The organism is Spirosoma areae (assembly GCF_054781775.1).
The window spans coordinates 80,741-103,814 of sequence record NZ_BAAGTT010000001.1 but is presented as its reverse complement, the minus strand read 5'-3'; the positions used below and the strand labels follow the sequence as shown (position 1 = coordinate 103,814).

General features: G+C 49.2%; 23 protein-coding genes and 1 pseudogene. 6 read left to right on the top strand and 18 right to left on the bottom strand.

The window, feature by feature from the left end; all coding sequences use genetic code 11:
- Positions 1 to 8: 8 nt before the first annotated feature.
- From ACYVI1_RS00475 to ACYVI1_RS00415, 13 genes are all read right to left on the bottom strand, one after another.
- Positions 9 to 4,259: a tape measure protein gene (locus ACYVI1_RS00475; protein ID WP_460905422.1), complete on the bottom strand. Its 4,251-nt coding sequence runs from the start codon at positions 4,257 to 4,259 to the stop codon at positions 9 to 11.
- Positions 4,260 to 4,262: 3 nt separating this feature from the next.
- On the bottom strand, positions 4,263 to 4,508 hold the full coding sequence (locus ACYVI1_RS00470) for a hypothetical protein (protein WP_460905420.1): 246 nt from the start codon (positions 4,506 to 4,508) through the stop codon (positions 4,263 to 4,265).
- A gap of 104 nt (positions 4,509 to 4,612) precedes the next feature.
- Positions 4,613 to 5,011 (bottom strand): hypothetical protein, encoded by a 399-nt coding sequence (locus ACYVI1_RS00465; RefSeq protein ID WP_460905418.1) that lies wholly within the window; start codon positions 5,009 to 5,011, stop codon positions 4,613 to 4,615.
- Entirely contained in the window at positions 5,008 to 5,346 is a 339-nt protein-coding gene (locus ACYVI1_RS00460) for a hypothetical protein (protein ID WP_460905415.1), read from the bottom strand. The genes ACYVI1_RS00465 and ACYVI1_RS00460 overlap by 4 nt, the downstream gene beginning before the upstream one ends.
- Entirely contained in the window at positions 5,343 to 5,636 is a 294-nt protein-coding gene (locus ACYVI1_RS00455) for a hypothetical protein (protein WP_460905413.1), read from the bottom strand. The genes ACYVI1_RS00460 and ACYVI1_RS00455 overlap by 4 nt, the downstream gene beginning before the upstream one ends.
- Before the next feature lie 51 nt (positions 5,637 to 5,687).
- Positions 5,688 to 6,071, bottom strand: a complete 384-nt coding sequence (locus tag ACYVI1_RS00450) for a hypothetical protein (protein WP_460905410.1) — start codon at positions 6,069 to 6,071, stop codon at positions 5,688 to 5,690.
- On the bottom strand, positions 6,068 to 7,720 hold the full coding sequence (locus ACYVI1_RS00445; RefSeq protein WP_460905408.1) for a DUF6371 domain-containing protein: 1,653 nt from the start codon (positions 7,718 to 7,720) through the stop codon (positions 6,068 to 6,070). Before ACYVI1_RS00445 ends, ACYVI1_RS00450 begins: the two co-directional genes overlap by 4 nt.
- Positions 7,704 to 7,844, bottom strand: a complete 141-nt coding sequence (locus ACYVI1_RS00440) for a hypothetical protein (protein WP_460905406.1) — start codon at positions 7,842 to 7,844, stop codon at positions 7,704 to 7,706. The genes ACYVI1_RS00445 and ACYVI1_RS00440 overlap by 17 nt, the downstream gene beginning before the upstream one ends.
- A gap of 205 nt (positions 7,845 to 8,049) precedes the next feature.
- Positions 8,050 to 9,534 carry a DNA primase family protein gene (locus ACYVI1_RS00435; RefSeq protein ID WP_460905404.1) on the bottom strand — a complete coding sequence of 495 codons (1,485 nt, stop codon included), beginning with the start codon at positions 9,532 to 9,534 and terminating at the stop codon, positions 8,050 to 8,052.
- A 61-nt stretch (positions 9,535 to 9,595) separates the two neighbouring features.
- Positions 9,596 to 10,030 carry a VRR-NUC domain-containing protein gene (locus ACYVI1_RS00430; RefSeq protein ID WP_460905402.1) on the bottom strand — a complete coding sequence of 145 codons (435 nt, stop codon included), beginning with the start codon at positions 10,028 to 10,030 and terminating at the stop codon, positions 9,596 to 9,598.
- Positions 10,027 to 10,317: a DUF3853 family protein gene (locus ACYVI1_RS00425; protein ID WP_460905399.1), complete on the bottom strand. Its 291-nt coding sequence runs from the start codon at positions 10,315 to 10,317 to the stop codon at positions 10,027 to 10,029. Before ACYVI1_RS00425 ends, ACYVI1_RS00430 begins: the two co-directional genes overlap by 4 nt.
- A 90-nt stretch (positions 10,318 to 10,407) precedes the next feature.
- On the bottom strand, positions 10,408 to 11,160 hold the full coding sequence (locus tag ACYVI1_RS00420; protein WP_460905397.1) for a hypothetical protein: 753 nt from the start codon (positions 11,158 to 11,160) through the stop codon (positions 10,408 to 10,410).
- Positions 11,161 to 11,197: 37 nt separating this feature from the next.
- Positions 11,198 to 12,490, bottom strand: a complete 1,293-nt coding sequence (locus ACYVI1_RS00415; RefSeq protein WP_460905394.1) for a phage integrase SAM-like domain-containing protein — start codon at positions 12,488 to 12,490, stop codon at positions 11,198 to 11,200.
- 692 nt (positions 12,491 to 13,182) lie between these two features.
- Here ACYVI1_RS00415 and ACYVI1_RS00410 point away from each other — a divergent pair.
- A pseudogene (locus tag ACYVI1_RS00410) lies at positions 13,183 to 14,380 on the top strand (IS3 family transposase).
- Positions 14,381 to 14,592: 212 nt separating this feature from the next.
- Here ACYVI1_RS00410 and ACYVI1_RS00405 read toward each other — a convergent pair.
- The 4 genes from ACYVI1_RS00405 to ACYVI1_RS00390 all read right to left on the bottom strand — a co-directional run bounded on the left by ACYVI1_RS00405 (position 14,593) and on the right by ACYVI1_RS00390 (position 17,147).
- Positions 14,593 to 14,895 (bottom strand): LytTR family DNA-binding domain-containing protein, encoded by a 303-nt coding sequence (locus tag ACYVI1_RS00405; RefSeq protein WP_460905391.1) that lies wholly within the window; start codon positions 14,893 to 14,895, stop codon positions 14,593 to 14,595.
- 77 nt (positions 14,896 to 14,972) lie between these two features.
- Positions 14,973 to 15,455 carry an RNA polymerase sigma factor gene (locus ACYVI1_RS00400; protein ID WP_460905388.1) on the bottom strand — a complete coding sequence of 161 codons (483 nt, stop codon included), beginning with the start codon at positions 15,453 to 15,455 and terminating at the stop codon, positions 14,973 to 14,975.
- Between the two features lie 176 nt (positions 15,456 to 15,631).
- Entirely contained in the window at positions 15,632 to 15,775 is a 144-nt protein-coding gene (locus ACYVI1_RS00395; RefSeq protein WP_460905386.1) for a lasso RiPP family leader peptide-containing protein, read from the bottom strand.
- A gap of 148 nt (positions 15,776 to 15,923) precedes the next feature.
- Positions 15,924 to 17,147 (bottom strand): ice-binding family protein, encoded by a 1,224-nt coding sequence (locus tag ACYVI1_RS00390; RefSeq protein ID WP_460905383.1) that lies wholly within the window; start codon positions 17,145 to 17,147, stop codon positions 15,924 to 15,926.
- 336 nt (positions 17,148 to 17,483) lie between these two features.
- Here ACYVI1_RS00390 and ACYVI1_RS00385 point away from each other — a divergent pair, with 336 nt between their 5' ends.
- Positions 17,484 to 18,263, top strand: a complete 780-nt coding sequence (locus ACYVI1_RS00385; protein ID WP_460905380.1) for a helix-turn-helix domain-containing protein — start codon at positions 17,484 to 17,486, stop codon at positions 18,261 to 18,263.
- A 472-nt stretch (positions 18,264 to 18,735) separates the two neighbouring features.
- Here ACYVI1_RS00385 and ACYVI1_RS00380 read toward each other — a convergent pair whose 3' ends face one another.
- The gene (locus tag ACYVI1_RS00380) at positions 18,736 to 18,939 is read right to left on the bottom strand and encodes a hypothetical protein (RefSeq protein WP_460905377.1); all 204 of its coding nucleotides are present in this window, start codon (positions 18,937 to 18,939) and stop codon (positions 18,736 to 18,738) included.
- Between the two features lie 266 nt (positions 18,940 to 19,205).
- Between ACYVI1_RS00380 and ACYVI1_RS00375 the strand changes: the two genes are divergently transcribed.
- The 4 genes from ACYVI1_RS00375 to ACYVI1_RS00360 all read left to right on the top strand — a co-directional run bounded on the left by ACYVI1_RS00375 (position 19,206) and on the right by ACYVI1_RS00360 (position 23,026).
- Complete coding sequence (locus ACYVI1_RS00375; protein ID WP_460905375.1) at positions 19,206 to 19,442, top strand: 4a-hydroxytetrahydrobiopterin dehydratase; 237 nt, start codon at positions 19,206 to 19,208, stop codon at positions 19,440 to 19,442.
- Between the two features lie 79 nt (positions 19,443 to 19,521).
- Positions 19,522 to 20,268: a 16S rRNA (cytidine(1402)-2'-O)-methyltransferase gene (gene rsmI, locus ACYVI1_RS00370; RefSeq protein WP_460905372.1), complete on the top strand. Its 747-nt coding sequence runs from the start codon at positions 19,522 to 19,524 to the stop codon at positions 20,266 to 20,268.
- Positions 20,255 to 21,535 (top strand): lipoprotein N-acyltransferase Lnb domain-containing protein, encoded by a 1,281-nt coding sequence (locus ACYVI1_RS00365; protein WP_460905369.1) that lies wholly within the window; start codon positions 20,255 to 20,257, stop codon positions 21,533 to 21,535. Before rsmI ends, ACYVI1_RS00365 begins: the two co-directional genes overlap by 14 nt.
- Before the next feature lie 51 nt (positions 21,536 to 21,586).
- On the top strand, positions 21,587 to 23,026 hold the full coding sequence (locus ACYVI1_RS00360; protein WP_460905365.1) for an arylsulfatase: 1,440 nt from the start codon (positions 21,587 to 21,589) through the stop codon (positions 23,024 to 23,026).
- The last annotated feature ends 48 nt before the right edge of the window (positions 23,027 to 23,074 follow it).

Sequence of the window (23,074 nt, the reverse complement as noted above, 5' to 3'; positions counted from 1 at the left end):
TACCTGGCTTACCCTGGCATCCCTACCCCGCGACCGGGGTTGCTACTTATGGTTTCTAACCGCCGATCAATAGATTCCAGGTATTTGGCATATTTGGCCGACTCGCCGGTATTTCGCTCAATACCCGCCAAATGAAGAATTGACTGGTTGAGGGCCAGATTCGTCTGTGCCTGTTGTATTCGCATCGCGTTGATCTGGCCAGTGACAACGGAGGCTGTGGCTTCAGTTACCCCCTGAATGGCCCGGCTCTGAGCTGTTGCCGGGTTATTGATACTGGTTCCGGTTGGGGACAGCACATCGAAGCCCGATGCTTTGGCCTGTTCTCTAAATTGTTGCAGTGCCTTGTTGTAGGCTTCTATGCTTGGCCCGGCATCCTTAAAGAATTTGGCGAAATCATCGGTAAACTGCTGGTCGCCACCGGGGGAAAGAGAGGTTTTTATATCCTCTTCGAGCTTGTCAAAGAGCGTATTGAATACCTTTGAAAACAGTAGTTTCGTAACTAAATCCTCTAAAATGCCCTCTACTGCCGACTTAAACGCTAAAGCGGCATCGGTTCCTTCCTTAAAGGCATTGACCAGGTTGTCCCGTAGTTTGTCGCCTAATGCTCCCGCGAGTTCACGAACGATTCCCGTAACGGCTTCTTTAGCCTCATCCATTTGCTTCTGCCAGTCAATGGTTGACTGCAAAAGCTGTTTAGTGGAATCATCGACAAGATTTTGATTGAGCAGCGTTTCAGCTAACGAAACGTTCAGTTCATTTACGCCATCCTTCGACTTCTTGATTAATTCAGGATAAGCCTGTAGGAGTGAGCCGAATTCATCTTCGGCTTTTTTGCCACCGAACAGGCCCGTTATTCCGCCAACGATTCCACCGATAATCGTACCGATGACCGGAATGGCACTGCCAATCATGGCACCCTGTATAGCCCCTTTGCCGACAGCACTCCAGTCGATAGTGTTTTCAGTGCCTATCTTGGCCCTACCTTCATTTAGCTTCTTGAGTGATTCCTGATACTTCTTTTGAGCGTCATCAAACTTTTTAAAGTTATCCTCAAGTTCTCCAGCATAGTCTTTAACAAAGACATTCTCCTGACTTTTGGCACGTAAGCCTATCTGTTCATTCAGCAGTAAATTGTATTGTTGTTGCTGGGCTATTATGGCCGTGTAGTACTCAACCTCCGCTTTTTTTCGTTGGGCGGCTGCTGTGGCCAATGAACTTAGCAAGCCCACTGCCCCCTGAATGCCCAATTGAACGCGCTCCGTATCGGAAATAAATGAATCCTCAAAAGCTTGTGTGAGCAAATTCATTTTTGAGGTAAGGCCAACCAGAAATTGACCCGCCTTGCCCGCCTCACCACCCAACTGTGACAATTCCTCACCTGCTTGACCAATCACAGTCGCAAAGGCATTAAACGTGTTCAGTGAATCGCGGTCAAGATTCTCAACTAAGCCACTAATTATTTTTGCCTGTTCACGGTAAAGCTCACTGGTTTTGCCGTTATCTTTTTCAATATCTTTCAGTACAGCCCGCTCGCGTTGTATCTGAATTTTAAGGGCTTTGCGACCCTCCTCTTCGATAACTTTTGTGAGTTCTTTGAAGGCATCAGATGCTTCAGCCGCTTGCCGCTTGAATGATTTTAATTCTTCCGACTCGCTTTTATTGATTTCCTTGATAGCCGATTGATAAGCAGCCCCCCGATCATTTTTGTATTTTTCCTCAACAGACGCGCGTAGGTTGGCGTACTTCTGGGTTATCGCCAGGCGTTGCCCTTCAGAACCTTTAACCGAGGTGAGGTACTGATTTAGTTCAGCCTGTAGTTGCCGCTGCGCTTGGTTCAGTTCATCCGCCGTGAAAATTCGTTTGGCAATGCCTGTCGGTGAGGTATCGTTGGGGTTTAATTCGGAAAGCTTTTTTTGTAGGGAGGTGATGTATTCGGATGTTGTTTGGGTATCATTTCGCAACAACTCAAGACTTTCACGGTAAAGGTCAACCGCGTTCTTTTTGCCAGTCAGGTCATTTCGTTCATCCGTTAGCTGCCCTAAACTCTTTAGGTCCACATCCGTCAATTTTCCTGAATCCTGCTTTTTCTTTTCGAGTTTAGCTATTTGGTTGTCGAGGTAATCTACATAGCTACCTCCCGATTTTTTTAACTCGTTAAACTGTTGGTCAGCAGCAGCCTGTCCATAAGCCGTAACCCATTTTTGATACAATTCATACTGTTGCCGCTTCTGGGTAAGCTCGTCGTCAAATGATTTTACAGCGAGTGACTTTCTGATAGCCTCTGCCTGCTTGTCAGCTTCTAACTTTTTGGTATTGAATTGGGTAAGTTTGGCGGTGTCAGTTTTTGGTGTTTTCGCTATTAGCTCATCAAAATGCCTGCTTACGGCCTCGTAATAAGACAGTGAGCCGAACGGGCCGGTTTTCTCAGCTTCGCGCTGCGCCTGTTTTTCTTTGGGTGTAAGTTCGCCCGTTAATCGGCGCTTCCGCCGTTCAAGCTCCTCAATTTGCTTTCGAAAAGCGGCATTCTGAGCGTCGGTATTCGTTTCATTAATAAGCTTTTTGGTAGCCTTTATTTCTTCTTCAATCTGCTCAATGGTTTTACCCTTAGCAGCCTGAACAACTTGTTCGTTTTTTACGCCTTTGGCGCCTGTTTCATCAAGCGCCCTGTTTCTTTCTAATATCTTATCAATGATAACCTGCTCACTTTTGGCTATTTGCTCATTGAGTTGCTTTTTCTTATCGGCTCTCGCTTTTTCTACATTGCCATTAAAAGCACCTTCCGACAAAGCGGCACCAGTAGCTAATTCTGATAAAAAGCTAAGGTCATTTTTATTATTAAAGGCATCACTCCGCTTGGATAGGTGTTCGGCTAATTCAGCATCAAGTTTTTGTTTTTCAATTTTTCGACTAAGGGCTTCTACGTACTCATTAATTGCCTTCGTGCCATCTGCTGTTCTAACGTTCTCTAAGGTAAGTGCCTTTAAGTGATCGGGAGAAAGGGCAATTAATTCCTCAAGTGCCTTGTTTCGCTGTTGACGGCTAATCTTTTCATTGTTGATCGTATTTTTAAGTAACTCAATTTTTGATACTTCTTTGGTGGCTTCGCTGTTGGCATCCGAACGGGCCTTTTCCAATGCCTGCTCAGCTACCTGCGTTGCCGTTAGCTCTTTTTTGTAAACCACTAAAGCGGTCGTAAGCGCAACTAAGGCTGTTGCTGCCAGTACATACGGGTTTGCTTTGGTTGTCAGGTTAAATAATGCCTGCGCGTCAGCAGCCGAACGAATGCCGATGGCAAGTTGAAACCACGCTCGTACATTTGCCAATCCTGCTGCTGCGCTGGCTGATTGAGCCACAGCAAGGGCAATGGTAGCGGCTTTGTAGGTGCCATAGGTAGCAATAATAACCTTGAGTGCATCTAATACGGGCGCGTAGTTGTCAACCAGTGTTATTGCGCCTTTGATGCTTTCGGCTATGATGGCTTCGTTATCTTTTCCGATTTGGTTAAGCATCCGCGACCAGGCATCAGAAAGATTCGAGGTAAGCCCATTGAGTGATTTGGCCTGCTCGGCCATTAAGCCGCCAAAATTCAATTTTCCCGCACCGTTGGTCAGGTCGGTTATAGCTTGTTCAACATCTTTAAAGCCTACTTTACCCGCTTCTACGTATTTGCGAACATCCGATTCGGCAATTTTCAGTATTCGCGATAACTCAGGCAGTAGATTGACACCACGTTCGATAAATTTATTGATGTCGTCCTGTTGGGCGATGCCCTGCGTTTTTATTTGCCCGTAGGCGAGAACTAAACCTTGCAAATCTGACCCTGTTCCGGCAGCAATGTCACCGAGTTTGGTCAGGGTGGGTAAAATGGATTGAACGCTAAAACCGTAGGCAAGCATTACTTTTTGCGCCTTTGTAACATCGCCTAATTCAAATGGCGTTTTATTGGCAAACTCAACACCTTCTTTTAGGAAGGCATCGGCTTTGGCTTTACTGCCGAGGAGGGTGGTAAATGCAATTTCTAATGCCTGCATTTCGCCCCGCGTGCGTACTAACTGCCGGGAAAATTCGGAAAGAACACTAAGGGAAAAGTAGCCAGTAGCCAGTTGACTCAAGCGTTTAAATGAGTCATCAATTTTGGCCGTACCGCGTTCAGCAGTATTGACAAGCCCCAATATGCGACGTTCCATCGCGTCGAGCTGCGACCTAAAGCTCACATCAGTTAGTGTGGCCTCAAAATCAAGCGGTCCAGAAGTTCTCATAACTTAGTGGGGGCTAAGGGTTTGGGCGAATACGTCCGCCATAGCGCGGGCATAGAGCGCCAGTGCACGGCGGGGTTGGTCAATTCGCGCACAGAAGGCGCGTAGCTCCTCATCGGAGCGGTAGCCCGCCCGGAAGCCCATCGTAACGATGTAGTTCTTCAGGCTTGGATTCTGATCGACAAATTCGCAGTATAGCCCGGCTACCCGCGCTTCAAGGGCCTTCTGAGGTGATTGTTGGTTAGCGTTCATACGTAGTGGATGGGTATGTTACAAGTTACTCATTTAATGCGACAGATAGCCTATGAATTTTGGACATTTGTCTATATAGTGGACTGCAATTTTGTTGCACTGGTCTACTTGTTTATCCGGCGGCAAATATCCAGTACAAACTCTTTTTCATCGGGGCTTACCGCTGACCAATCCTGCCCCACCGCCCGGTAGGCTTTGGCCAATTCGGAAAAGTCCGCGTGCAGGTTGATGCGGCCGGCCCGGATGGCATAGAGCAGCCTAAGTTTCAGGCTTCGACTCAAACTCACCTGCCCGCTGGCATCGCGCCCTACTTTAGCCGTAATGTGGCGGAACTGGCGGGTTTCCTCTTCACTCACCAGTGACCAGTCAGCGGGCTCCCCGCAACGACAGAAATACAGGCCGGGGAAGTAAGCCATGTCGATGACGCCCGCCCGGAGGGCTTCCAGCAGGCGGGTGGTGGTCCGGGCATCGAGAATCGTATCGGGGTGGTCGGGCTTTTTCATTGCAGAAAGTCGTAGGTGTCCAGGGGGATGGTGATGTCATGGCTGTCTTGCTCCGGACCACCTTCCGGCTGGTGCAGGCTGGCGATCTTCGCTATGGACTTGCGGGCGTCAAGGCCGTAGATGACCACGCAGCCCGCGTCACGATCGGTCGCCCAACTACTAGCCATCAGCAAATACATGAACCCGTTGCTAACAAAGCGGATGGGTTTGTGGGTGTTGTTCTTCAGGCGGGCAAGCGTTTCGATATCGTTTGCTTTGATGGCGGCCGCAATCACCTGCCGGTGGCGCGGATCACCGGGGCTGATAGTAATGAAGGTTGGGTTGTCCTTGTTCATGGCTTGCTTAAGATTTGATTAATTAGTTCATTCAACTGGGCATCCGATAACCCGTCAAGGCGGGTAGCCAGGTCAATCTTTTGCTCGCGCTGTTTGGGCAGCACGTATTCCAGAAACTTCAGATACGCCGTGACCCGCTCTCTGGCCTCGAGCGCTTCGAGGTCAGCGTGGATGGTCTCGAACTGTTCATCAATCAGGGCGGCAATGCGGGACTTGATATCGGTGGTCACTTTGTTGGGATGGCCCCGTTTGCGGCCACCGGTTTTGGGTTTTCCTTTTTCGAATTTCATGAGTGGTTGCTCTAAAGTAGAGGAAAATAGAGGGACACATGGCCCGTCTGTTTACAGCTTGAACCGGCGCTGAATACGGCTGCGGGCCAGCTCGAAGCGGGGTAGTAGTTCGTACCATTCATTGACCAGCAGGGTATTCCGAATGTCTTCCACCACCAGGGCGGTGAAGATCCGGCCAACGGCTGGATTAAGGCCGATGAAGTGCCGTATGGCCCGGTATATCCGGGTCAGACGCGTGCCGTTGCCTGCCAGAAACCAGCGCAGTTCAGCGTCCACGCGATCGGCGTGCTGAATCAGTTCCAGGCACTTAGGATGGCAGGGATTTTTGATAGCCTCTTTGTAGTAGCCATCCTGTTGCCCGATGTAGTACACCACTACCTGGGGATTGACCTGGCTGTTAGCAAAGAGCTGGGGTATGGTGAGGGGATAGGTCATGAGCAGGCTGGGGTTTGTAGGGTGGCTAAGCCCAGTTGACTAAACGGTGAGAGATTGCTGCGTTGCCACTCAAAGAAGGTCTGCTGTCGAATCGTGGGGGTTGCATCCGGCGGGCTCGGCTCATCCCATTCTGCGGGGTAGGTGTCTACTGTCGGCACGTCTAACCGCTCGAGCTGGGACTCATAGGGTTTTAGTATTGTCCCCGATGTGTGTTCAGTCAGCGTAGTGACAATCTCCGGCGCGGTTTCCTCCTCAGGTTCTAAACAGCGCAGTAGGGCTTTATGAGCCGCTATCTTGTTCCACCATAGCGGAGGGCGGGTAAACATCTGCCAGTACTGCTCAATGAGTTTAGGCAGCCGGTAAGAGTGTACCGATATGGTACTGCCTTTAGCGGGTGGGTAGATGTGTGGATCGGGGATAACCTCCACCTCTATACGTTCGACTGAAATTATCGGTTTGTACGGTTCTTGCTGTTTATCCGAATCCAACAGGAAGTCAGCCAGATCATAGCCTTTTGCGCGCTGCTCCTGGGTAGCATTTTCTTCTAATAGGGTCGAAACGCTAATGGTAAACCCTCGTCGGTTTAGCTCATCGGCAATTCGGCTCCAGCGGGCAAAGGCGCTGCCGTCGGCTGAAAGGTCGGGAAACAGCATGATCGATCGGCCTTTCAAAGCAGCTACCCGATCAGCCTTCAAATAGGATAGGGCACCGACCGCCATCCAGACAAAATCCGGAAAGTAGTGTGTGCAGATAACCGCCGTTTTTGGGGCTTCAACAAGAGCAACGGGCTGGTCGATGGGTGCGGTTAGGAGTTGGGGCAAACCAAACAGACAGGGGGATTTCTCCACCTCGTTTTTTTCATCCAGGTACTCACTCAGCCATACCGGATAGGGCTGCTTTTGTTCATCGCAGCGCCGGGCGTAGGCGGAATGCACCCAGGTTGTTCTACTGCGGATCTCCCCCAGCGAGTCCTTATACTTGACCGTGTGAAACGACTCATCAAAGAGTTTTATCTGGCCACCCCGCTTACGGCCCTTTTCGTCAATATACCAGAATACGCACGCGCCGGGCCAGCGGCTGGAAGTGCCAATAAAGAACCGTTGCAAAAGGAGTGTAGCGATTTCGGCTCCAAAGCAGGCCATCAGCAATCGGGCAAATTGATTGTGTTCATAGCGCCCCAGCGAAGCGGTAAAGACCTCATCAGGGATAGAATAAACTGGCTTAGGGGTATCAACCACTTTTGTCGGATTTGACGGTTTGTCATAAATAAAGGCAGCTATTCGTTCAGCCTGTTCGGGGGTAGCCCCGATGAGCGCATCCTGAAAACCCTCTACGACACTTTGGCGGGCAGCGCCGTTGCGTTTCCACTTCCCGGCCATACGAAACCAGGCTTTCGGGATCGGAGTCATCTGGTTACGGGGATTCATTTCTTGGGCGTAGCTTAAGCCCGACGCTCCTTTGTGGTAGGGGCTATGGTGATAGCCGCAATTACTTTCCCGGTCACAGCGACCGTAGGTATCGGGCAAGGCTTCGCCCGTCTGGGTGTCCACGTAGCGACTCAGGGCTTTACGGTGCCCGCACTCGGGGCAGTCACTTTTGATGGCCTTTTTAGGCAGTTGGTAGCGGTAGGGCTTAGTGGCGGTCGGCATGGGTTGAGAAGAGGGGATAATACACGTTATCAACATCACCGTCGGAATGCGTATAGCTAGCTGAGAGCGTGAAGGACTGTCCATTTACTTCGACGTAAGGCGAGAGTTCTAGTGTGCCAGTCAAGACAATAATTAGCTGACGAGGAGCCTCGCAGTTGCCGCAGCAGCAGGGCTGATAGAAAGTAAGGTGCGTGTTGGCCATGAGGATAAAAAAATAAGTATTTGTTTTTGCCTGCATTTCCTACACTGCCTACATAGACTGAAATACCGGAGTGGACGCTTTATGTAGGATATGTAGAAAATGCAGGCTCTAAAACATCTTTTATTTTTTAGTATGGTGTGTCGGATTTGCGGGTGAAGGCGACATATCCAGCTGTTTTTCGCTCGGTCAGCACCCCATTGGCATTCAATCGCTTCTGAAAATTGCGGTTATTAACCGGCTTATAGCCGTCCTCACTACAAAAGCCTTTATAGTCCCGGTAGAGGTCTTTTAGCAGCGTGTAGCGTTCCGTATCCGCCTGGTATTCGTTCTCATCCAGAAAGAGCCGTACACTGTCGGACTGGCGTTTGTAGAGGTCGAGTTGATGCCGGACCGCATCGGCATCGGTAAAGCGGCCCTGCTCCAGGAGTCGGCGAAGCCCCGAGAGAATCCAGTTAAAGACGCCCGAAAGTTCCGAAGCAATGATTTTGGCCGAGAGTTGTTTATCCTGCTCGTGTTCAGGAATACTCACGCTGAAGGGCACAATCAGAAACCGGCGGAAATACGCATTAGTGTGCTCCACGTCGGTGGGCAGTTCATTGCAGTTGAAAATCAGCTTGGCGTAGTCCTTGAGAATAAAGGGCTGGCCGTAGGGCAGCCGGGCTTCGATGGGTTCGCCCGAGGCTAACTGCTTGAAAATATTGGACTCTAACTTGCCGCTGATCTCGGAGGCATAATTGACCAGTTTGTTGGCCAGTTGAGCCCGGTGATAGCCCTTCTCATCGGTGAGCGACTGCAACGAGCAGTGACCTACATTGTCCGGCCCTAACAGGGCCGTTAGTATCTCAAAGATGACCGATTTACCATTAGCGCCCGAACCGTAAAGCAGCAGTGCCTTTTCCAGCTTCAGCCTGGCCGGTGAGACGAACACATAGCCCATGAATTCAGCCAGTACCCGCTGGCAATCTGCGTCAGGCAACACTCGGTCCAGAAAGGCGTTAAACAGCGGAGCCTTGGCGTTAGGGTCATAGGCAAAGGGCAATTGATGGGTGAGAAAATCAGTCGCGTCAGGAGCGCGAAGTGTCTGACATTGGGTACTAATCTCGAAGGTGCCATTGGTCAGGTTGATCCGGACAATGTCCCGGTTTGTCTGGGGAGCGGGCAGGTAAGCCGTTTCGTTGAACTGTTCGAAGAGGTCTTTGGAGAACTCCACGTAGCGGGCTTTGAACTTCTCGACGCCCATGCGTTCGGCGGCTTTACGCAGGAAGGCTTTCAGTTCATCTTTTTCAATGACCTTCCAGAAGGCCCCGTTGAAGGTGTAGAAAAACGCATCCCGCCGACAAATGCCCCATTTGTTGAGTTTGGCCAGTTCCAGGATTTGTTCAACGGTGATCACCAGGTAGTGCTCTTTCTTTAGTTTGGCGTCCTCATCGTCGGGATCGAGCTCGGCCAGTTGGCGGTAGTCTATTTTTTCAACCTGCTCCAGCAAATCACTCATGACCTCCTGGTGGAGTCGACACACAAAGGCGTTGTGTCTCAAGGTGCGGGCTGCGCTGGCCAATTCAGATTGCATCTGAGTGGCAAAATTTGTATTTTTGTCCTGCGTAGCGTTCATACAATCAGTGTTTTAGCCGCCTTCGGTTGCCCCCGTTGTGCGGCTGTTTTTTTGGGGTGGATTAGGCAAATGGAGGGCGGTCCGCCGTAGCGGTAAGGAACTCGGCGGTAAACCATGCCGTGAAGGAGTCGAAATCACGGGCGACGAACACGCAGGCGCCTGCCTTTTGAAGTTCGGCAATGGCTTTCTTCTGGTCCTGGCTGAGGGTATCGCGCCCAACTTTGACCTCAACAAAGCAGGCGCGGCTCTCCACGACGGCCATAATGTCTGGCAGGCCTGTCCGTTGCTGGGATGGTACAAACTTTTTAAGATCAGCTCTGAACGTGCCGGTCGATGATAAGCGGGTAGCAAAGTGGCCCTGCTTGCGGATATGCTCAACAATGCGCCGGGTGAGTGCATTAGCTGATTCCGTTTTCGGTCCTTTCTTTTTGGGCTTGCGGGCGGTCTGTTCTCCGATAAAGTTCTGAAGTTGGCGGAAGGCGGGGAGCTGACTCATGCGGCTACACCCCCTTTTCCAAGAGCAGACAAAACCTGATCTTGGTCAAAAACAATCTTCCGCCCGACCTGAGTAAAGGGGATTTTTCCAGAGTCTTTAATGCGCTGTGCTGTTGGCTTGCTGCAATTAAGAAGCCTGGCCAGACCATCAATACCGTAGATGTGTTGCTTAGCGCAATTATTGACACTTGAAGCTAAAGTGCCCCCTGTTAGCTTGCCAAGTAAAAGAAATTCGATCCGCTCAAGGCGCTCTTCTATTGAAGTAAAAGGATTATTTGGATAGCTCATTTTGCCTTCGTTTGTTGTAACAATGGCAAATGTGAATGTTTATGAGTTTCAGTTTTTCATGTGAATTCACGTGAAAAACTGAAAAACTAATTATTGCTTTCCAAGCTCGTTCACTAGTTTATCAATTGTACGCTTGATTTCATCTGACTTCTTCTTGTCGGGTCCCATGTTATATTTTGGGAGAGATTTTTCGTAGGTGCTTAATCCTCCAATTTTGCCTAGAAGTTCAGAAAGTACCCGGTGAAATTTCACTTTAACCCCTCTTTCAATTACATTAACTTTGAACAATTTTAGGTTTTCTAAGGCTATTATCAGTGCTGTTAAGCCTTTAGCTGGTTTTGTGTCGGTGTACTTATCCTTAATAAATGGTATGAGCTTACATCCCTCATCGGTAAGAAAATCGGCAATTGATCCCAGTGTTGACATGTCCAGATCGGGCCTATTTGATATGTGTTCTATCTGGCTATCAATTATTTCCATTGAATCACTGAATCTGCTTAAGGCTTTGTCAATGAGTTCTTTTTTCCAGTCATAAAATTGACTATAGCTCATTTGTCCATAAGCAGATGGTAGCTCAATTGCGTGATATACAGTAGGAGGGATATCTTTATCATTCAGGTCCTTCAATTCGGTTTTAAAAACTTTCGCAAAACGCTGTACATTTCTTTTCATTTGCCTTAGTCGAAACAGGTTAGGCTGGGATTCACCCATTAATTCCTGGTCGTATTTACGTAGCATTTGCACACAGTTATTATAGTTTTGTTGATTGCGCTGTACTTCCTGTTGCTGCTTCTTTTGGGTTTGTAGCAAAAAATCCTGTAAAAATACCTGTTCGTTTTGCATTGAATGATACTAGTTAAAGGTGAGTATTGGAGACAAACTACACATCATCAAATTTTGCCATTTCACGAGCTTTGATGTCATCCACAATCTTGTGGTACACGTCAAAGCTTTTGTGGTCCCTGTGGCCCGTCCATTGCCGGATTACATGGTCACTAACGCCAAGATAGATAAGATTGGTCACGAAGGTTTTTCGGGCACAGTGGGTACTCAGCAGGGCATACTTGGGGTAGGTCTCCTCAACGCGTCGGTTCCCTTTATAATACACCAGGGTTTCAGGGGTATCAAGTCCGGCCAGCTCGCCTAACTCCTTTATATAGTCATTCATTTTTTGGTTGGAAATGACGGGTAAGGCTTTATCACCTTTAAACGGCATCTCTTTGTATTTATCCAGAATGGCCCGGCTATACTTATTGGTCTCGACCTTTAGCGACTCGCTGGTCTTCTGGGTGACGAATTCAAAGTACGAACCTCTATCGTCCGACTTTTTCAGGCTAAACACATCCGAATAGCGAAGCCCGCTAAAGCAGCAGAAGACAAACACGTCCCGCACCCTAGTCAGGTATTCTTTAGAGGCAGGAATCTCAAATCGGTAGAGGTGAGTCAATTCGTCAAGGCTGAGGAAAATGACTTTCTTAATCTTACCGTCAGTCCCTTTCAGTTTGGGATTAAAATCCAGAGCTCCCTGATTGACAGGGTATTGGTTTTTAGCCGCCCAGCGTAGAAACCACTTAACAAAGCTGAAATTCTTAACAATGGTTGTATTCCGCAGGTCCCGCTTACTCCGCAGGTAATTTAAATAATCAATCATACGGTCAGCATTGAGATTTTCAAACGACAGGTTTTTGTCAAAACTCTCCAGGTGCCGCCGTGTTACGCTAAATTTCTCATACGTATCCTCCTGCCAGTCATTCTCCCGACCGCAGGTTTGGGTAAATCGGTCAAAGGCAGTAAAGAATGTTTCTTTCTTCTCCTGCTTATTTTTAGACAATCGATCAAAGACCGCTTTGACTTCGAATAGGGTAGGATTTACCTTCTTTACCTCACAGGCTTTAAAGAACTCATTGATACCGTTTTCCAGCGTATTCAACTTACCATTAATCTCATTGGCCAACCCGCCTTTTTGCGTAGTGTTATTCTTTGCCCGCTGTTTTTCCTCATGCCACTTGGATGCATCGATTCGGTAACCCGCATTCAACATTAGTCGTTTGCCGCCGTAGGAGATGGCTATACGAATAGGCACATTATTGATGATGAGCGCGCCCGACGGATCTTTTCGTTTCTCGAGAAAGAAAGAGACGCTTCGTTTGAGTTCGAATATTCCAGTCTCCACTTGTGTGTACATTAGAGTTACACACAAATTTACACACATTTTTTTCTTTACTCTGTGTTATTCTATATTATTTTATTTAAATGTACCATAATTCAATATGCTGTAAATCAGGTGTTTTACGGAGTGTAGTTTACTGTACTTGTGTATAGGTGAGAATCTCTTCCTCTCTGCAAAGTAGCAACGATTAATGCCTGGTGCCCGAAACTTCCCCGTTTCGGGCTTTTTTTATGCCCTTTTAGAAACTCAGTTCACCAAACGAAGACATCGTTTACCACTCTCCTTCTTTTAATTAGCTGTCTATCAGCCTTGCAAGCGCAAAATTTGCCCGACGAACCAGCCATCAAAAAGGCGATTGCCGACGAAACCAACGGGTTCTATACCCAGAACCGGCACTAGTGGCGAACGCCTGGGTACACGCCCCTATATTAGTTAGTCAGGGAATGGGTCGCCGGGGGAAATCCTGGCACAAAACGGGTGGGAAGCCTACAGTGGATTTTTCAGCGAAAATGTTGGCAGTAAGCAAACCGACCCGTTCCGGTTATTCAGCAAGAGAATTACAAAATCAGCACGCTCAGTGCTATAGCGACGGCAACCTGCATTCAAACGACGTGACCTCTCCCCAGTAAACTGGACCGATCTAAAGTAGAGAGTTCGGGCGATTTTTCGGTAATTTAAACAACCAATAATCGCTTATGAAAAAGATAAAATTCACCGAAGCGCAAATCGTCTTTGCGCTTCGACAAGCCGACACCGGAACCGTCGTTGCCGAGGTTTGCCGCAAGATGGGCATAAGTGAAGCCACTTTCTAAAATTGGAAGAAAAAGTATGGTAGCCTGGGCGTTCCCGAACTTCGACGACTGCGTCAGTTGGAGCCAGGCCGCCGGAGCGGAAGAAAACCAGCAACTAAAGCAGTTGGTCGCCGATTTAAGCCTGGGCAAACAGATGCTCCAGGAGGTGATCAAAAAAAAGCTTTAAGGCCAGATCAGAAAAGAAGGCTGGCCCAAAGCTTAATGAACGACTACCGAATCTCCAACCGACGAGCCTGCGAAGTTGTACTGTTACGACGATCAACCTGGTTCTATAAGGCCCATTCGCGCGACGACTCTGTCATTAGAAAACGGATTCGAGAGATTGCTGAGACCCGCGTGCGATATGGTTGTCAACGCATTTTACCTTGCTTAGGCGGGAGGGGTGGCGTGATAATCATAAACGAATACACCGTTTATATCGCTTAGAAGGGCTTAATCTGCGTGCAAGCGGCCTCGGCGCAAGCGATCAGCGGCTCATCGACTAGGTCGGCCTGAGCTCTCTAATATCAACCAGTGTTGGAGCGGTCCACCGCAGCGGCATGGACTTCGTGGCTGATCAGCTCTTCGATGGCCGTAAAATCAGGGCTTTAACTGTACGGGGCCGCCCGAGCGGTCGATAACTTTAGCCGCCAGTGTCTGGCTATTCACGTCGGCCAGTCGTTAAAAGGGGAAGATGTGGTGAGGGTGATGAATCATTTATAAATCGTAGATTTGGCTATTCCTCAACGCATTCAAGTGGATGATGGAAGCGAATTTATTTCGAAGGCATTGGATTTGTGGGCGTATGATAACGGGGTAACATTGGACTTTTCTCGCCCTGGTAAACCCACTGATAACCGCATCGGCGGACCGCCGTTTATTGAGTCATTCAACGGGAGTTTTCGAGATGAATGCCTGAATGCCCATTGGTTCTTATCGCTCGAAGATGCCAAGGAGAAAATTGAGCATTGGCGAGGAGAATATAACCACTGCGGTGGGCCGCTCGTTTCGGCCTCATAGTTCGCTGGGCGGATTGACGCCCAATGAGGTCGGAAAGGGCAGTGAAAAAAGAACAAATGAACGTCCGATCCTAAATCCCTGAGCGGTCCAGTAATTGGGGGTACCTCAATTGGAAGTTTGCCGAATAATGCAAATCAGTACCCTAAGCGGGTTGCCCCGCCCAACGGTAGAAGCCTGATTGATAATGAAAATGCCCCAACGCTAAAGTTTGGACGGCTGTTAAACCCCAAAATATGAAGTGTGGAACGACTATCCAGGTTGGTTCAGGGTAGGGTTAGGATGGACGAGAATAAGTCAACCATTCTGGCGAATTAGCTGGATAACTTCATTTACCTTCCCGATGCGTCGCCTGGAAACAGGGAATGCAGCTCTATCCTGCATCGTTATTACGGCTGAGTAAGGGCCAGTCCGCTGAAAAGAAAGAATATGGGCCGGGTTGATTAAATACGGCTTATGAATCCGAATGAAGTCGGGCAATAATAAAGTAAAACGGGAAAGACACTGGTACGATAAGCCACGGCGACTATCCGCCAGGTAAACCCATGTGTAGTTACCATAACCAGCCAGATAGCGTACATCGGTAATAGGTAGGGTCATTTTAGCCCAGGCAACTTTATTGGCTTACTGTCCATTGTATGTATGGTTGATGCAATACCAATGAATTGAACCAGGCGCTATGGGCATAAAATGGATCGAGTCATACACGTTCTTAAGTGGTGCAATCCCCGTCGAACGCGGGTTTTAACCGTGCCCAGCGGCAAGCCAAAATCTTTGGCAATTTCCTGATGGGTATAGCCCTGAAAATACACTAAATCAATCAGCTTACCCTGAGTATGAGACAAATTGGACCTCACCCAATAAGCGAGGTCAGGCATGAGATAAGAGGGCATAACAACGCCCATCAGTTCAAGGGGAACCTCGTCAATGCGTTGATTGGCCTGTCGAACGGTCTGCAAATAATCGAGAGCCACATGACGAACGATTCGATACATCCAGGTAAACAAGCGTCCCTTAGCCGGGTCATATTGATGGATATTGCGCCAGATTTTTAGAAAGCTATCCTGTAGTAAATCCTCCGCCAGTTGCTGATCGTGGACCATTCGGATGAGTACACCTAACAAATTGGAGTGATAACCTGACACCATACGTCCATTCATCTGCCGCCTTTTGGACTCACTACCCTATAATACCCTATCCTGAGAGTTCTAAGCCAAGCAGGGATTCACGGAAGACTCCAACCCTGAATTTACCAGAGGGCGGCTGGAAGACAAAAAAGCCTGGGATATCAACCAATGATACCCCAGGCCAAACTTTTTCTTTGCTAACCCCTTTATCAACCGAAGGTGCCGCCAAAGCTGTCCATATTGGAACCGCCTTTTAGGGTTAGTTTTTGCACACTGCCCAACTCCTTGAGTTTTGGCGTTTTATAGGCCCGCTTGGGCTGAGGCACTATGGAAAATTTCGTGTTCTTATTCATTGCCGAATGATAGCTAAAGTTGTGAAAGTAGTTTGGGTGAACTAAACAGTCCACGCCTTGAGGCTGAGGGAGGGTTGCCCAAATGACTACGCTCTACCCGGTCAGATTGTGCATTCGCGAAAAAGAATAGATGGCTATACATCGTCTCTTACTTGACCACGATGCGATGCTGACGGGTTTGGCCCCGCTCTTCGACGGTCACGATGTAGACACCCGCCGATAGGTTCCCCTGCGTTTTTAGCAGTAAATTCCCCGATCCAATCCCCGCTTTCTGCAAGGGCAGTGTAGAGCCCCCTGCACTGTAGAAGTTGACCGTTGCAGTTTCTGGCTCATCCAACCGAAGGGCAAACCGCCCATCATTCACCACCGGATTGGGAAATACGCCATAGGCCTCATCCCGCAATACCACCGATATGGCTGGAAAGGCCGTTGCCTTGCCACTCAAATCAGTTTGAGTTAGCCGATAGTAACTGGTGCCTAAGTAAGGGGCTATATCGGTTAACTTGTAGTGCTTCAACGCATTGCTTTCTGAGGCCAGTTCGTTTACTTCTCCCACTTTCTCAAATGCTTTCAGATCTTTACTCCGCTCAACGAGAAAGCCCTTGTTATTGGTTTCCAATGAGGTAATCCAGGCTAAATCGACAGTATGATTTGCCTGGGCTTTAGCGGTGAAGGATACCAGCGATACGGGCATTGGTGTGGCTACGTTAGTAACCACATTGTTATTGAGGGTAATGGCTCCAGCCGTGGACAAGGCCCTACCCTGCAGAGCGGCCTGGGTATTTAAGACGATAGCGTCTTTAGCCAGTATAGTACCCTGGAACGTAGAACCCGTTCCTAAAGTAGCCGCTCCATTTATTTGGAAAAATACATTGTTCGCCGTGGCACCATTGGTCAGCACAATCTTAGAATTGGTAGCAGTCGTTAAGGCGCTGTTTAGCTTGATAACAAATATGCCTGGCCCGCTTAACGTCAAGGTGCCATTTAGGGAAGTCGCCGTAGCCGTATTCTGGCAGGAAACGCCCTGGGTCAATGTTTGCCCACCCAATTCAGCGGCAATTGTACTGCTACACGGAAGGGCGGTCAACGAATTGTAGGCCGACACGACATCGGCAGCCGCCTGCATGGATTGGGAGCTACCGGCAGCACGAGTGTTTCCAGTTACCGTTGCTGTGCCAAACCCAGAGATGGCCCCTACATTCGTGCCAATGTCGCCTGTTATTGTTGATGCCCCACTGTTGGTGAGGGCTCCGTTTGCGGTAAAGAGCGCAAAACTGGAAGCAGTCCCTAAGTTCGGAATCTGCCCGAAACCTACCGTCGGGCAGGTTAATAGCATAACGGATGCGAGATAAAGAAGTAGTCTTTGTTTCATTTTTCGGGAGTTGAATGAGTAAAAAATTTTCATTTGGTAACATGAGTTGTTCATTCCACGAAATTGATTGAATTTTATAACAAAAATGTTACATAATTCACACATTTACTGTAAATCGGTAATATAATTGTCTGATTTCCGGTTTTACTTGTTGGGTTGGTGCTGTAGGAGTTGTTTAAAGTTGGCAAAGAGTCACTCCGAAAGTATCCTGACTTAGCCGACTAAAGAGGTAACGCCGGGGTTGTCTGGGTTAATCAGCAGGCAAAGTAAATTGCCCGTATTAACAGGCGTTTGGTAGCAGAAAAACTGCTATCCGTTTCAAGACTTGCTACACCCATGTACGACCATAAAGCCCTGTTAATTGAAAAATTAAGACACCTCCTCTTACATATGGCGCAGGATGGGGATGTATGGCCTAAAAAAAAGTCGGCTTATATCAGTGAGCAGCTCAATTACGATTACACTTACCTGGCTAACCTTTTTTCAGCTACTATAGGTATCACGATTGAACAGTACCTTATTGTCCAACGAGTTGAACGAGTGAGCGAGTTACTGCTGTCTGGTGAACTAAGCCTTACTCAAATCGCCGATAAGCTGAATTATAGCAGCGTAGCGCACGTATCTAACCAGTTCAGGAAAGTCACTGGTATTACGCCTACCTTCTTCAGGCAACTCATACATCAGCAACTACAAGCTCAACCCGATGAAGTACGGTTTTTTGATCAACTCAATGAATTATTTGCCTGGGCCCTTAGTGGTCGGCAGCGTCAATCTTATCACCGTTCATTAGAAAGTGGCCACACCTTAATGATAACTAACCTGCTGCAAACAATTCTATGGGTAAGTCGTTGCTTTTGGACGATGACGGGTTACAGGCCAATGGATGTAGTGGGTAAAACTCCTCATTTTCTCCAGGGACCGGGTACCGATGCGCTCACAAGACAGTTCATCCGGGGGCAGTTGCAAAGACGCCAAGAGGTAGAGACCGAGTTAGTTAATTACCGGCGTAATGGGGAACTCTATTTATGCTATTTAAAAATTGAGCCTTTGCCTAATAAGCAAGGTAAATTAACGCATTTCCTGGCAGTAGAATACGAGATTAAAGCGTGTGTATAAAGGTTGACTATAATTTCGACTAAACGCACTTTGGCTTATACAATGCAGCAAGTGTCTTGACTTTAATAAAATCATCCATAGTTCACTAATCTATCAATTCGTCAGGTATGGATGATTTTATCAAAGTATCAATGTTGCCCAAAACAGAATAATTGGTTGTGTGAGTGCCGCAAAATCCCTCTTAAGAACGCCAGCCATCATCGGTTCTGGCTAAAATTAACCGGCTGCACCACCTATTTTGCGAGCGACCGCCAAAGAATCTTCTAAAAATGCGTTCACGTTATTTTACCTGGATGACCATTAAATAAACGGCTCCAGCCAGAATGTCCCACTGCTTAATTTTTAACCAGACGATTTGCCGCTTCTGCCTGGCAATTGTTTTTTTGGTCCTCCCGGACCTGTTGGTTGAGGGCTTTATTCTGCTCCCTCAGCACTCCGGTTAAGGAGGTGTGATCCGTTAGTGCTTTTCGCACTATAGGGCAACCCGACCTCCCCTGTAATTAAACTCCTTCCCAGTCTGATTCAACAGGAAGGCGAACACGTCGGCGTCCGAGCTTACCCCGACCTCAAAGTATTCCCATTGCTGGCGATTCGTGAGCGCGTGGGTCCACAATGATACAATGACCCCATCATGGTCGGGCCGAACCGATGCGGCCACCTGGCGCGGTTGGTCCAACAGGATTTTGCAGTGAGTCCAATCGGATTCAGTAAGAGCCTGGTATTAGGTCAGGTTTTACCCGCGCTGTCTAAAAATACGAGTATGTCAGAGCAAAAGGTGGTGGCACCCCGTTCTCAACCAGTGAGAACACGGCATTAAACGTTACATTTGCAGAGTACTCAAATCTCTTCCTCTCTGCATTTTAGTCGTCAGTGCTTAGTTAATAGCGAACAGCGGGTTGTACCTTTACTGTCGACTATTGACTAACCGCTGACGATTTTTTTATGTGGACAGAAACCAACAATCAACTCACCCGCGAGTTCACCTTCGCCGATTTCAGCGAAGCCTTTGCGTTTATGACCCGCGTGGCGCTTATCGCCGAAAAAATGGACCATCATCCCTGGTGGTCGAACGTGTATAACCAGGTGACTATCAAGCTCTCCACGCACGACGCAGGCAACACCGTCACCGCAAAAGACCACAAATTAGCCAGGGCGATTGACAAACTAATTAATGAATAGTGGATACTGAATAATGGATAATATGCCGTAAATAGGAATGGCTTTTGCATTATTCAGTATCCACTATTCATTTTACATTATGAAACTATACCTCGTGCCGACGCCCATCGGTAACCTTGACGACATTACGCTGCGGGCCATAAAAATCCTGCAAGCCGTCGATGCGATTCTGGCCGAAGATACCCGCACATCGGGCGTTTTGTTGCGGCACCACAACATCAGCAAACCCCTTTATAGCTACCATATTTTCAACGAACATCAGACCGTTCAGCGGTTGGTGAGCCAGTTGAAAGAAGGCAAAACCCTCGCGCTGGTGTCGGATGCAGGCACGCCGGGAATCTCAGACCCCGGTTTTCTGCTGGTGCGCGAGTGCATCAAAAACGACATTCCGGTGGAGTGTCTGCCCGGCCCGACGGCTTTTGTTCCAGCCCTGGTCAATTCGGGGTTGCCCAACGACCGCTTCACGTTTGAGGGGTTTTTGCCGCATAAAAAAGGTCGGCAAACCCGGCTTGGTGAACTGGCCGGGGAGGAGCGAACAATGGTTTTTTATGAATCGCCCCACCGCCTGCTGAAAACCCTCCAGCAATTCGCCGATGTATTTGGCGCAGATCGTCCCGCCAGTGTGTCGCGCGAGTTGACCAAACTATTTGAAGAAAATCAACGAGGGCCATTGTCCGAACTAATTGCGTATTTTGCTCAAAAAACAATAAAAGGTGAACTGGTTATTTGCGTTCAGGGAAAAGAGCCGATTCGAGGGAAGGCCAAACGAGTGTATAGTAATGAGGTTGATGGCGATGAAAATGAAGATGAAGATGAAGATGAATAGTTGCCAGGGCGCAGGGCGCACGGGGCGCGGGGCGCATAGCAGGGAGCGTTGGGCAAAAAGCAGAAACTGGCTTGTAACGGCACTCCTTGTTTATTCATCCTTCATCCTTCATCCTTCATCCTTCGCTCAAAAACTCTCGCCAGCCGCTCAGGTAAGTTTGCTGACCGTTTCGCCGGGCGCGGAGTTGTATTCCAGCTTTGGGCATACGGCCATTCGGGTGTTTGATCCAATTGTGAGTCAGGAGCGCATTTACGGCTGGGGAACGTTCGATTTTTCGACCGATAATTTTTACGTTAAGTTTCTGCGCGGCACGCTGCCCTACACGCTTTCGATCACCAACCTGTACTCGATGCAGTACGGAGCACAAATCGAAAACCGGACGATTCGTGAGCAGGTACTCAACCTGACGCCCGCACAACGGCAGCGGTTATTCGATGTACTGAACGAAAACTACCTGCCCCAAAACCGGACGTATCAGTATAAATTTTACTACGACAACTGCGCCACCCGTCCCCGCGATAAACTTGCCGACGTTTGTGGCGACAGCCTCACGGTGCCAAGCCGGACCAAAATGACCGGCAAGTCGTACCGCGACTGGATGAACGATTACCTTGGTGGGCAGCGGTGGGCGCAGTTGGGCATGAATTTAGCCCTCGGCACACCCGCCGATGTTGAAACCACGGGCTGGCAGGCGATGTATATACCCAATCAGGTTTACGACCAGATGGCCCGCGCAACCCTTCGCCGGCCTTCGGGCGAGGTGGTGCCGCTGGTGGCTCAAAACCTAACGCCCTTCGACGCCCCCCAGAGGTTTCGCCAGCAGGTATCTCTGCTTTTCGACCCGCACGTTGTTTTTACCCTGCTGGGTATTCTGGTGGCTGTATTCACCGTTCGGCGGTACATGGTTCCGGGCAAGGTTGACCGTTGGCTCGACCGGCTTCTGTTCGGCGTGTCGGGCTTTCTGGGGTGGTTTCTGTTGCTGCTCTGGGTGGCCACGGATCATGGTGTTACGGCCTGGAATCCAACCCTGCTCTACCTGATGCCGCTGCATCTGCCGCTAATCTACTGGGCAACCGGTGCCAACACCACTGCCCGTCGCCGGACGATGTATTTTGGCATTACGGCCCTGTTGATTCTGGTGGGCATGGTGCTGTCAAAAGTGCCGGGTGGTGTCGATGTACTCTTCCCCCTAACATTGCTGGTACGGTGCATCGTGAATTTGCAGCCCGTTCGGCAGGCTTATCGGATGCCGGCGCGGGTAGCCTGATTCGACGGGCACTGATTTATATTTTTCCTGTATCTATTGGTCAGCAAGCTTATGCAACCAAAAACAGCGCTTTCGTTTTGGAGAAAAGTAATGCTTTTCAGCCTGTTGATGGCCAATTGGTTATGTAGGCCCGCAACACAGGCTCAAAATCGCCGTCCCAACATAATCTACATCCTGGCGGATGATTTAGGCTATGGCGATCTGGGCTGTTTTGGGCAGAAAATCGTGAAAACGCCCAACCTCGACCGGATGGCCCGGCAGGGTACGCGCTTCACCCGATTCTACGCAGGCAGCACGGTCTGCGCGCCCTCACGCTGCGCCCTGATGACAGGTAAGCACATGGGTCACGCCTACGTGCGGGGCAACGGTGAAATACCCCTGCGGGCATCCGACACAACACTGGCCCAGCGACTGAAAGCCAACGGCTACAAAACAGGCATGTTTGGTAAATGGGGTTTGGGACTGGAAAGCAATTCGGGCGCACCCCAACTCAAAGGCTGGGATGAGTTCACGGGCTATCTGCACCACCGCCACGCCCACCATTACCATACCGATTCGCTGTGGCAGGTGCATAACGGGCAATTATCTCCGCTTCGGCTAACACCGACCCAGTACACCCATGATGTCATAATGGGCGGGGCACTGGATTTTCTACGCAATCGCAACGCCGACCGGCAGCCGTTTTTTCTGTACCTGCCCGTTACGCTCGTTCATGCCGAATTAGCCACGACCGATGCCGACAGGAAACCGTTTTTCACGGCTGATGGCAAAAGTCGGTTTCCGGAAAAAGTCTATATAAAACCACCGGGCACGACGTATTCGACGCAGGAAAATCCCCACGCTACCTTTGCCGCCATGCTCACCCGTCTGGACAAGGATGTCGGAAAATTATTGGAGCTGCTCAAGGAGTATGGGTTCGACCAAAATACCTACGTTTTCTTTACATCGGATAATGGTCCCCACAAAGAGGGTGGGGCAGACCCCGATTTCTTCGATAGTAATGGCCCGTTGCGGGGTATCAAGCGGGATTTGTATGAGGGGGGCATTCGCGTACCGATGATTGCCTGGGCACCGGGCCGCGTGCCGGCAGCTAAAGTCAGTGATGACATCTGGGCCAACTGGGACATTAGCCCTACGTTCTGCGCCCTAACCGGCACCGGGCCACCCACTCGTATCGACGGGGTTGACATGGGTCGGTTGCTGGGCCGTCCGGCGTCTCCGGCTTTGTTAAAAGACCGTTACCTGTTCTGGCAGTTCGATGAGGGCGAACTTCGGCAGGCTGTTTTGCAGGGCGACTGGAAACTAATCCGGCTGAAAAAGCAGAGCCAGCCCGAACGGCTGGAGCTATACAATTTGCAGAGCGACATTGGCGAAGCAACGAACCTGGCCCAGACCAACCCAGAGAAACTGAACACACTGCTCACGCTGATGAAACAGGCCCAAACGCCCGCTGAACACCCGCTTTTCAATTGGGAGAAAGATGAGCGGTAAGGGTGTCGAATGCGGGTAAGTTCCGGTTTGTTTCATCTTTATGCCTAA

Coding starts and splice junctions, on each gene's coding strand:
- ACYVI1_RS00475 (WP_460905422.1), bottom strand. CDS start 4,259: ATGAGAACTTCTGGACCGCTTGATTTTGAGGCCACACTAACTGATGTG.
- ACYVI1_RS00470 (WP_460905420.1), bottom strand. CDS start 4,508: ATGAACGCTAACCAACAATCACCTCAGAAGGCCCTTGAAGCGCGGGTA.
- ACYVI1_RS00465 (WP_460905418.1), bottom strand. CDS start 5,011: ATGAAAAAGCCCGACCACCCCGATACGATTCTCGATGCCCGGACCACC.
- ACYVI1_RS00460 (WP_460905415.1), bottom strand. CDS start 5,346: ATGAACAAGGACAACCCAACCTTCATTACTATCAGCCCCGGTGATCCG.
- ACYVI1_RS00455 (WP_460905413.1), bottom strand. CDS start 5,636: ATGAAATTCGAAAAAGGAAAACCCAAAACCGGTGGCCGCAAACGGGGC.
- ACYVI1_RS00450 (WP_460905410.1), bottom strand. CDS start 6,071: ATGACCTATCCCCTCACCATACCCCAGCTCTTTGCTAACAGCCAGGTC.
- ACYVI1_RS00445 (WP_460905408.1), bottom strand. CDS start 7,720: ATGCCGACCGCCACTAAGCCCTACCGCTACCAACTGCCTAAAAAGGCC.
- ACYVI1_RS00435 (WP_460905404.1), bottom strand. CDS start 9,534: ATGAACGCTACGCAGGACAAAAATACAAATTTTGCCACTCAGATGCAA.
- ACYVI1_RS00430 (WP_460905402.1), bottom strand. CDS start 10,030: ATGAGTCAGCTCCCCGCCTTCCGCCAACTTCAGAACTTTATCGGAGAA.
- ACYVI1_RS00425 (WP_460905399.1), bottom strand. CDS start 10,317: ATGAGCTATCCAAATAATCCTTTTACTTCAATAGAAGAGCGCCTTGAG.
- ACYVI1_RS00420 (WP_460905397.1), bottom strand. CDS start 11,160: ATGCAAAACGAACAGGTATTTTTACAGGATTTTTTGCTACAAACCCAA.
- ACYVI1_RS00405 (WP_460905391.1), bottom strand. CDS start 14,895: ATGACCCTACCTATTACCGATGTACGCTATCTGGCTGGTTATGGTAAC.
- ACYVI1_RS00400 (WP_460905388.1), bottom strand. CDS start 15,455: ATGAATGGACGTATGGTGTCAGGTTATCACTCCAATTTGTTAGGTGTA.
- ACYVI1_RS00395 (WP_460905386.1), bottom strand. CDS start 15,775: ATGAATAAGAACACGAAATTTTCCATAGTGCCTCAGCCCAAGCGGGCC.
- ACYVI1_RS00390 (WP_460905383.1), bottom strand. CDS start 17,147: ATGAAACAAAGACTACTTCTTTATCTCGCATCCGTTATGCTATTAACC.
- ACYVI1_RS00385 (WP_460905380.1), top strand. CDS start 17,484: ATGTACGACCATAAAGCCCTGTTAATTGAAAAATTAAGACACCTCCTC.
- ACYVI1_RS00375 (WP_460905375.1), top strand. CDS start 19,206: ATGTGGACAGAAACCAACAATCAACTCACCCGCGAGTTCACCTTCGCC.
- rsmI (WP_460905372.1), top strand. CDS start 19,522: ATGAAACTATACCTCGTGCCGACGCCCATCGGTAACCTTGACGACATT.
- ACYVI1_RS00365 (WP_460905369.1), top strand. CDS start 20,255: ATGAAGATGAATAGTTGCCAGGGCGCAGGGCGCACGGGGCGCGGGGCG.
- ACYVI1_RS00360 (WP_460905365.1), top strand. CDS start 21,587: ATGCAACCAAAAACAGCGCTTTCGTTTTGGAGAAAAGTAATGCTTTTC.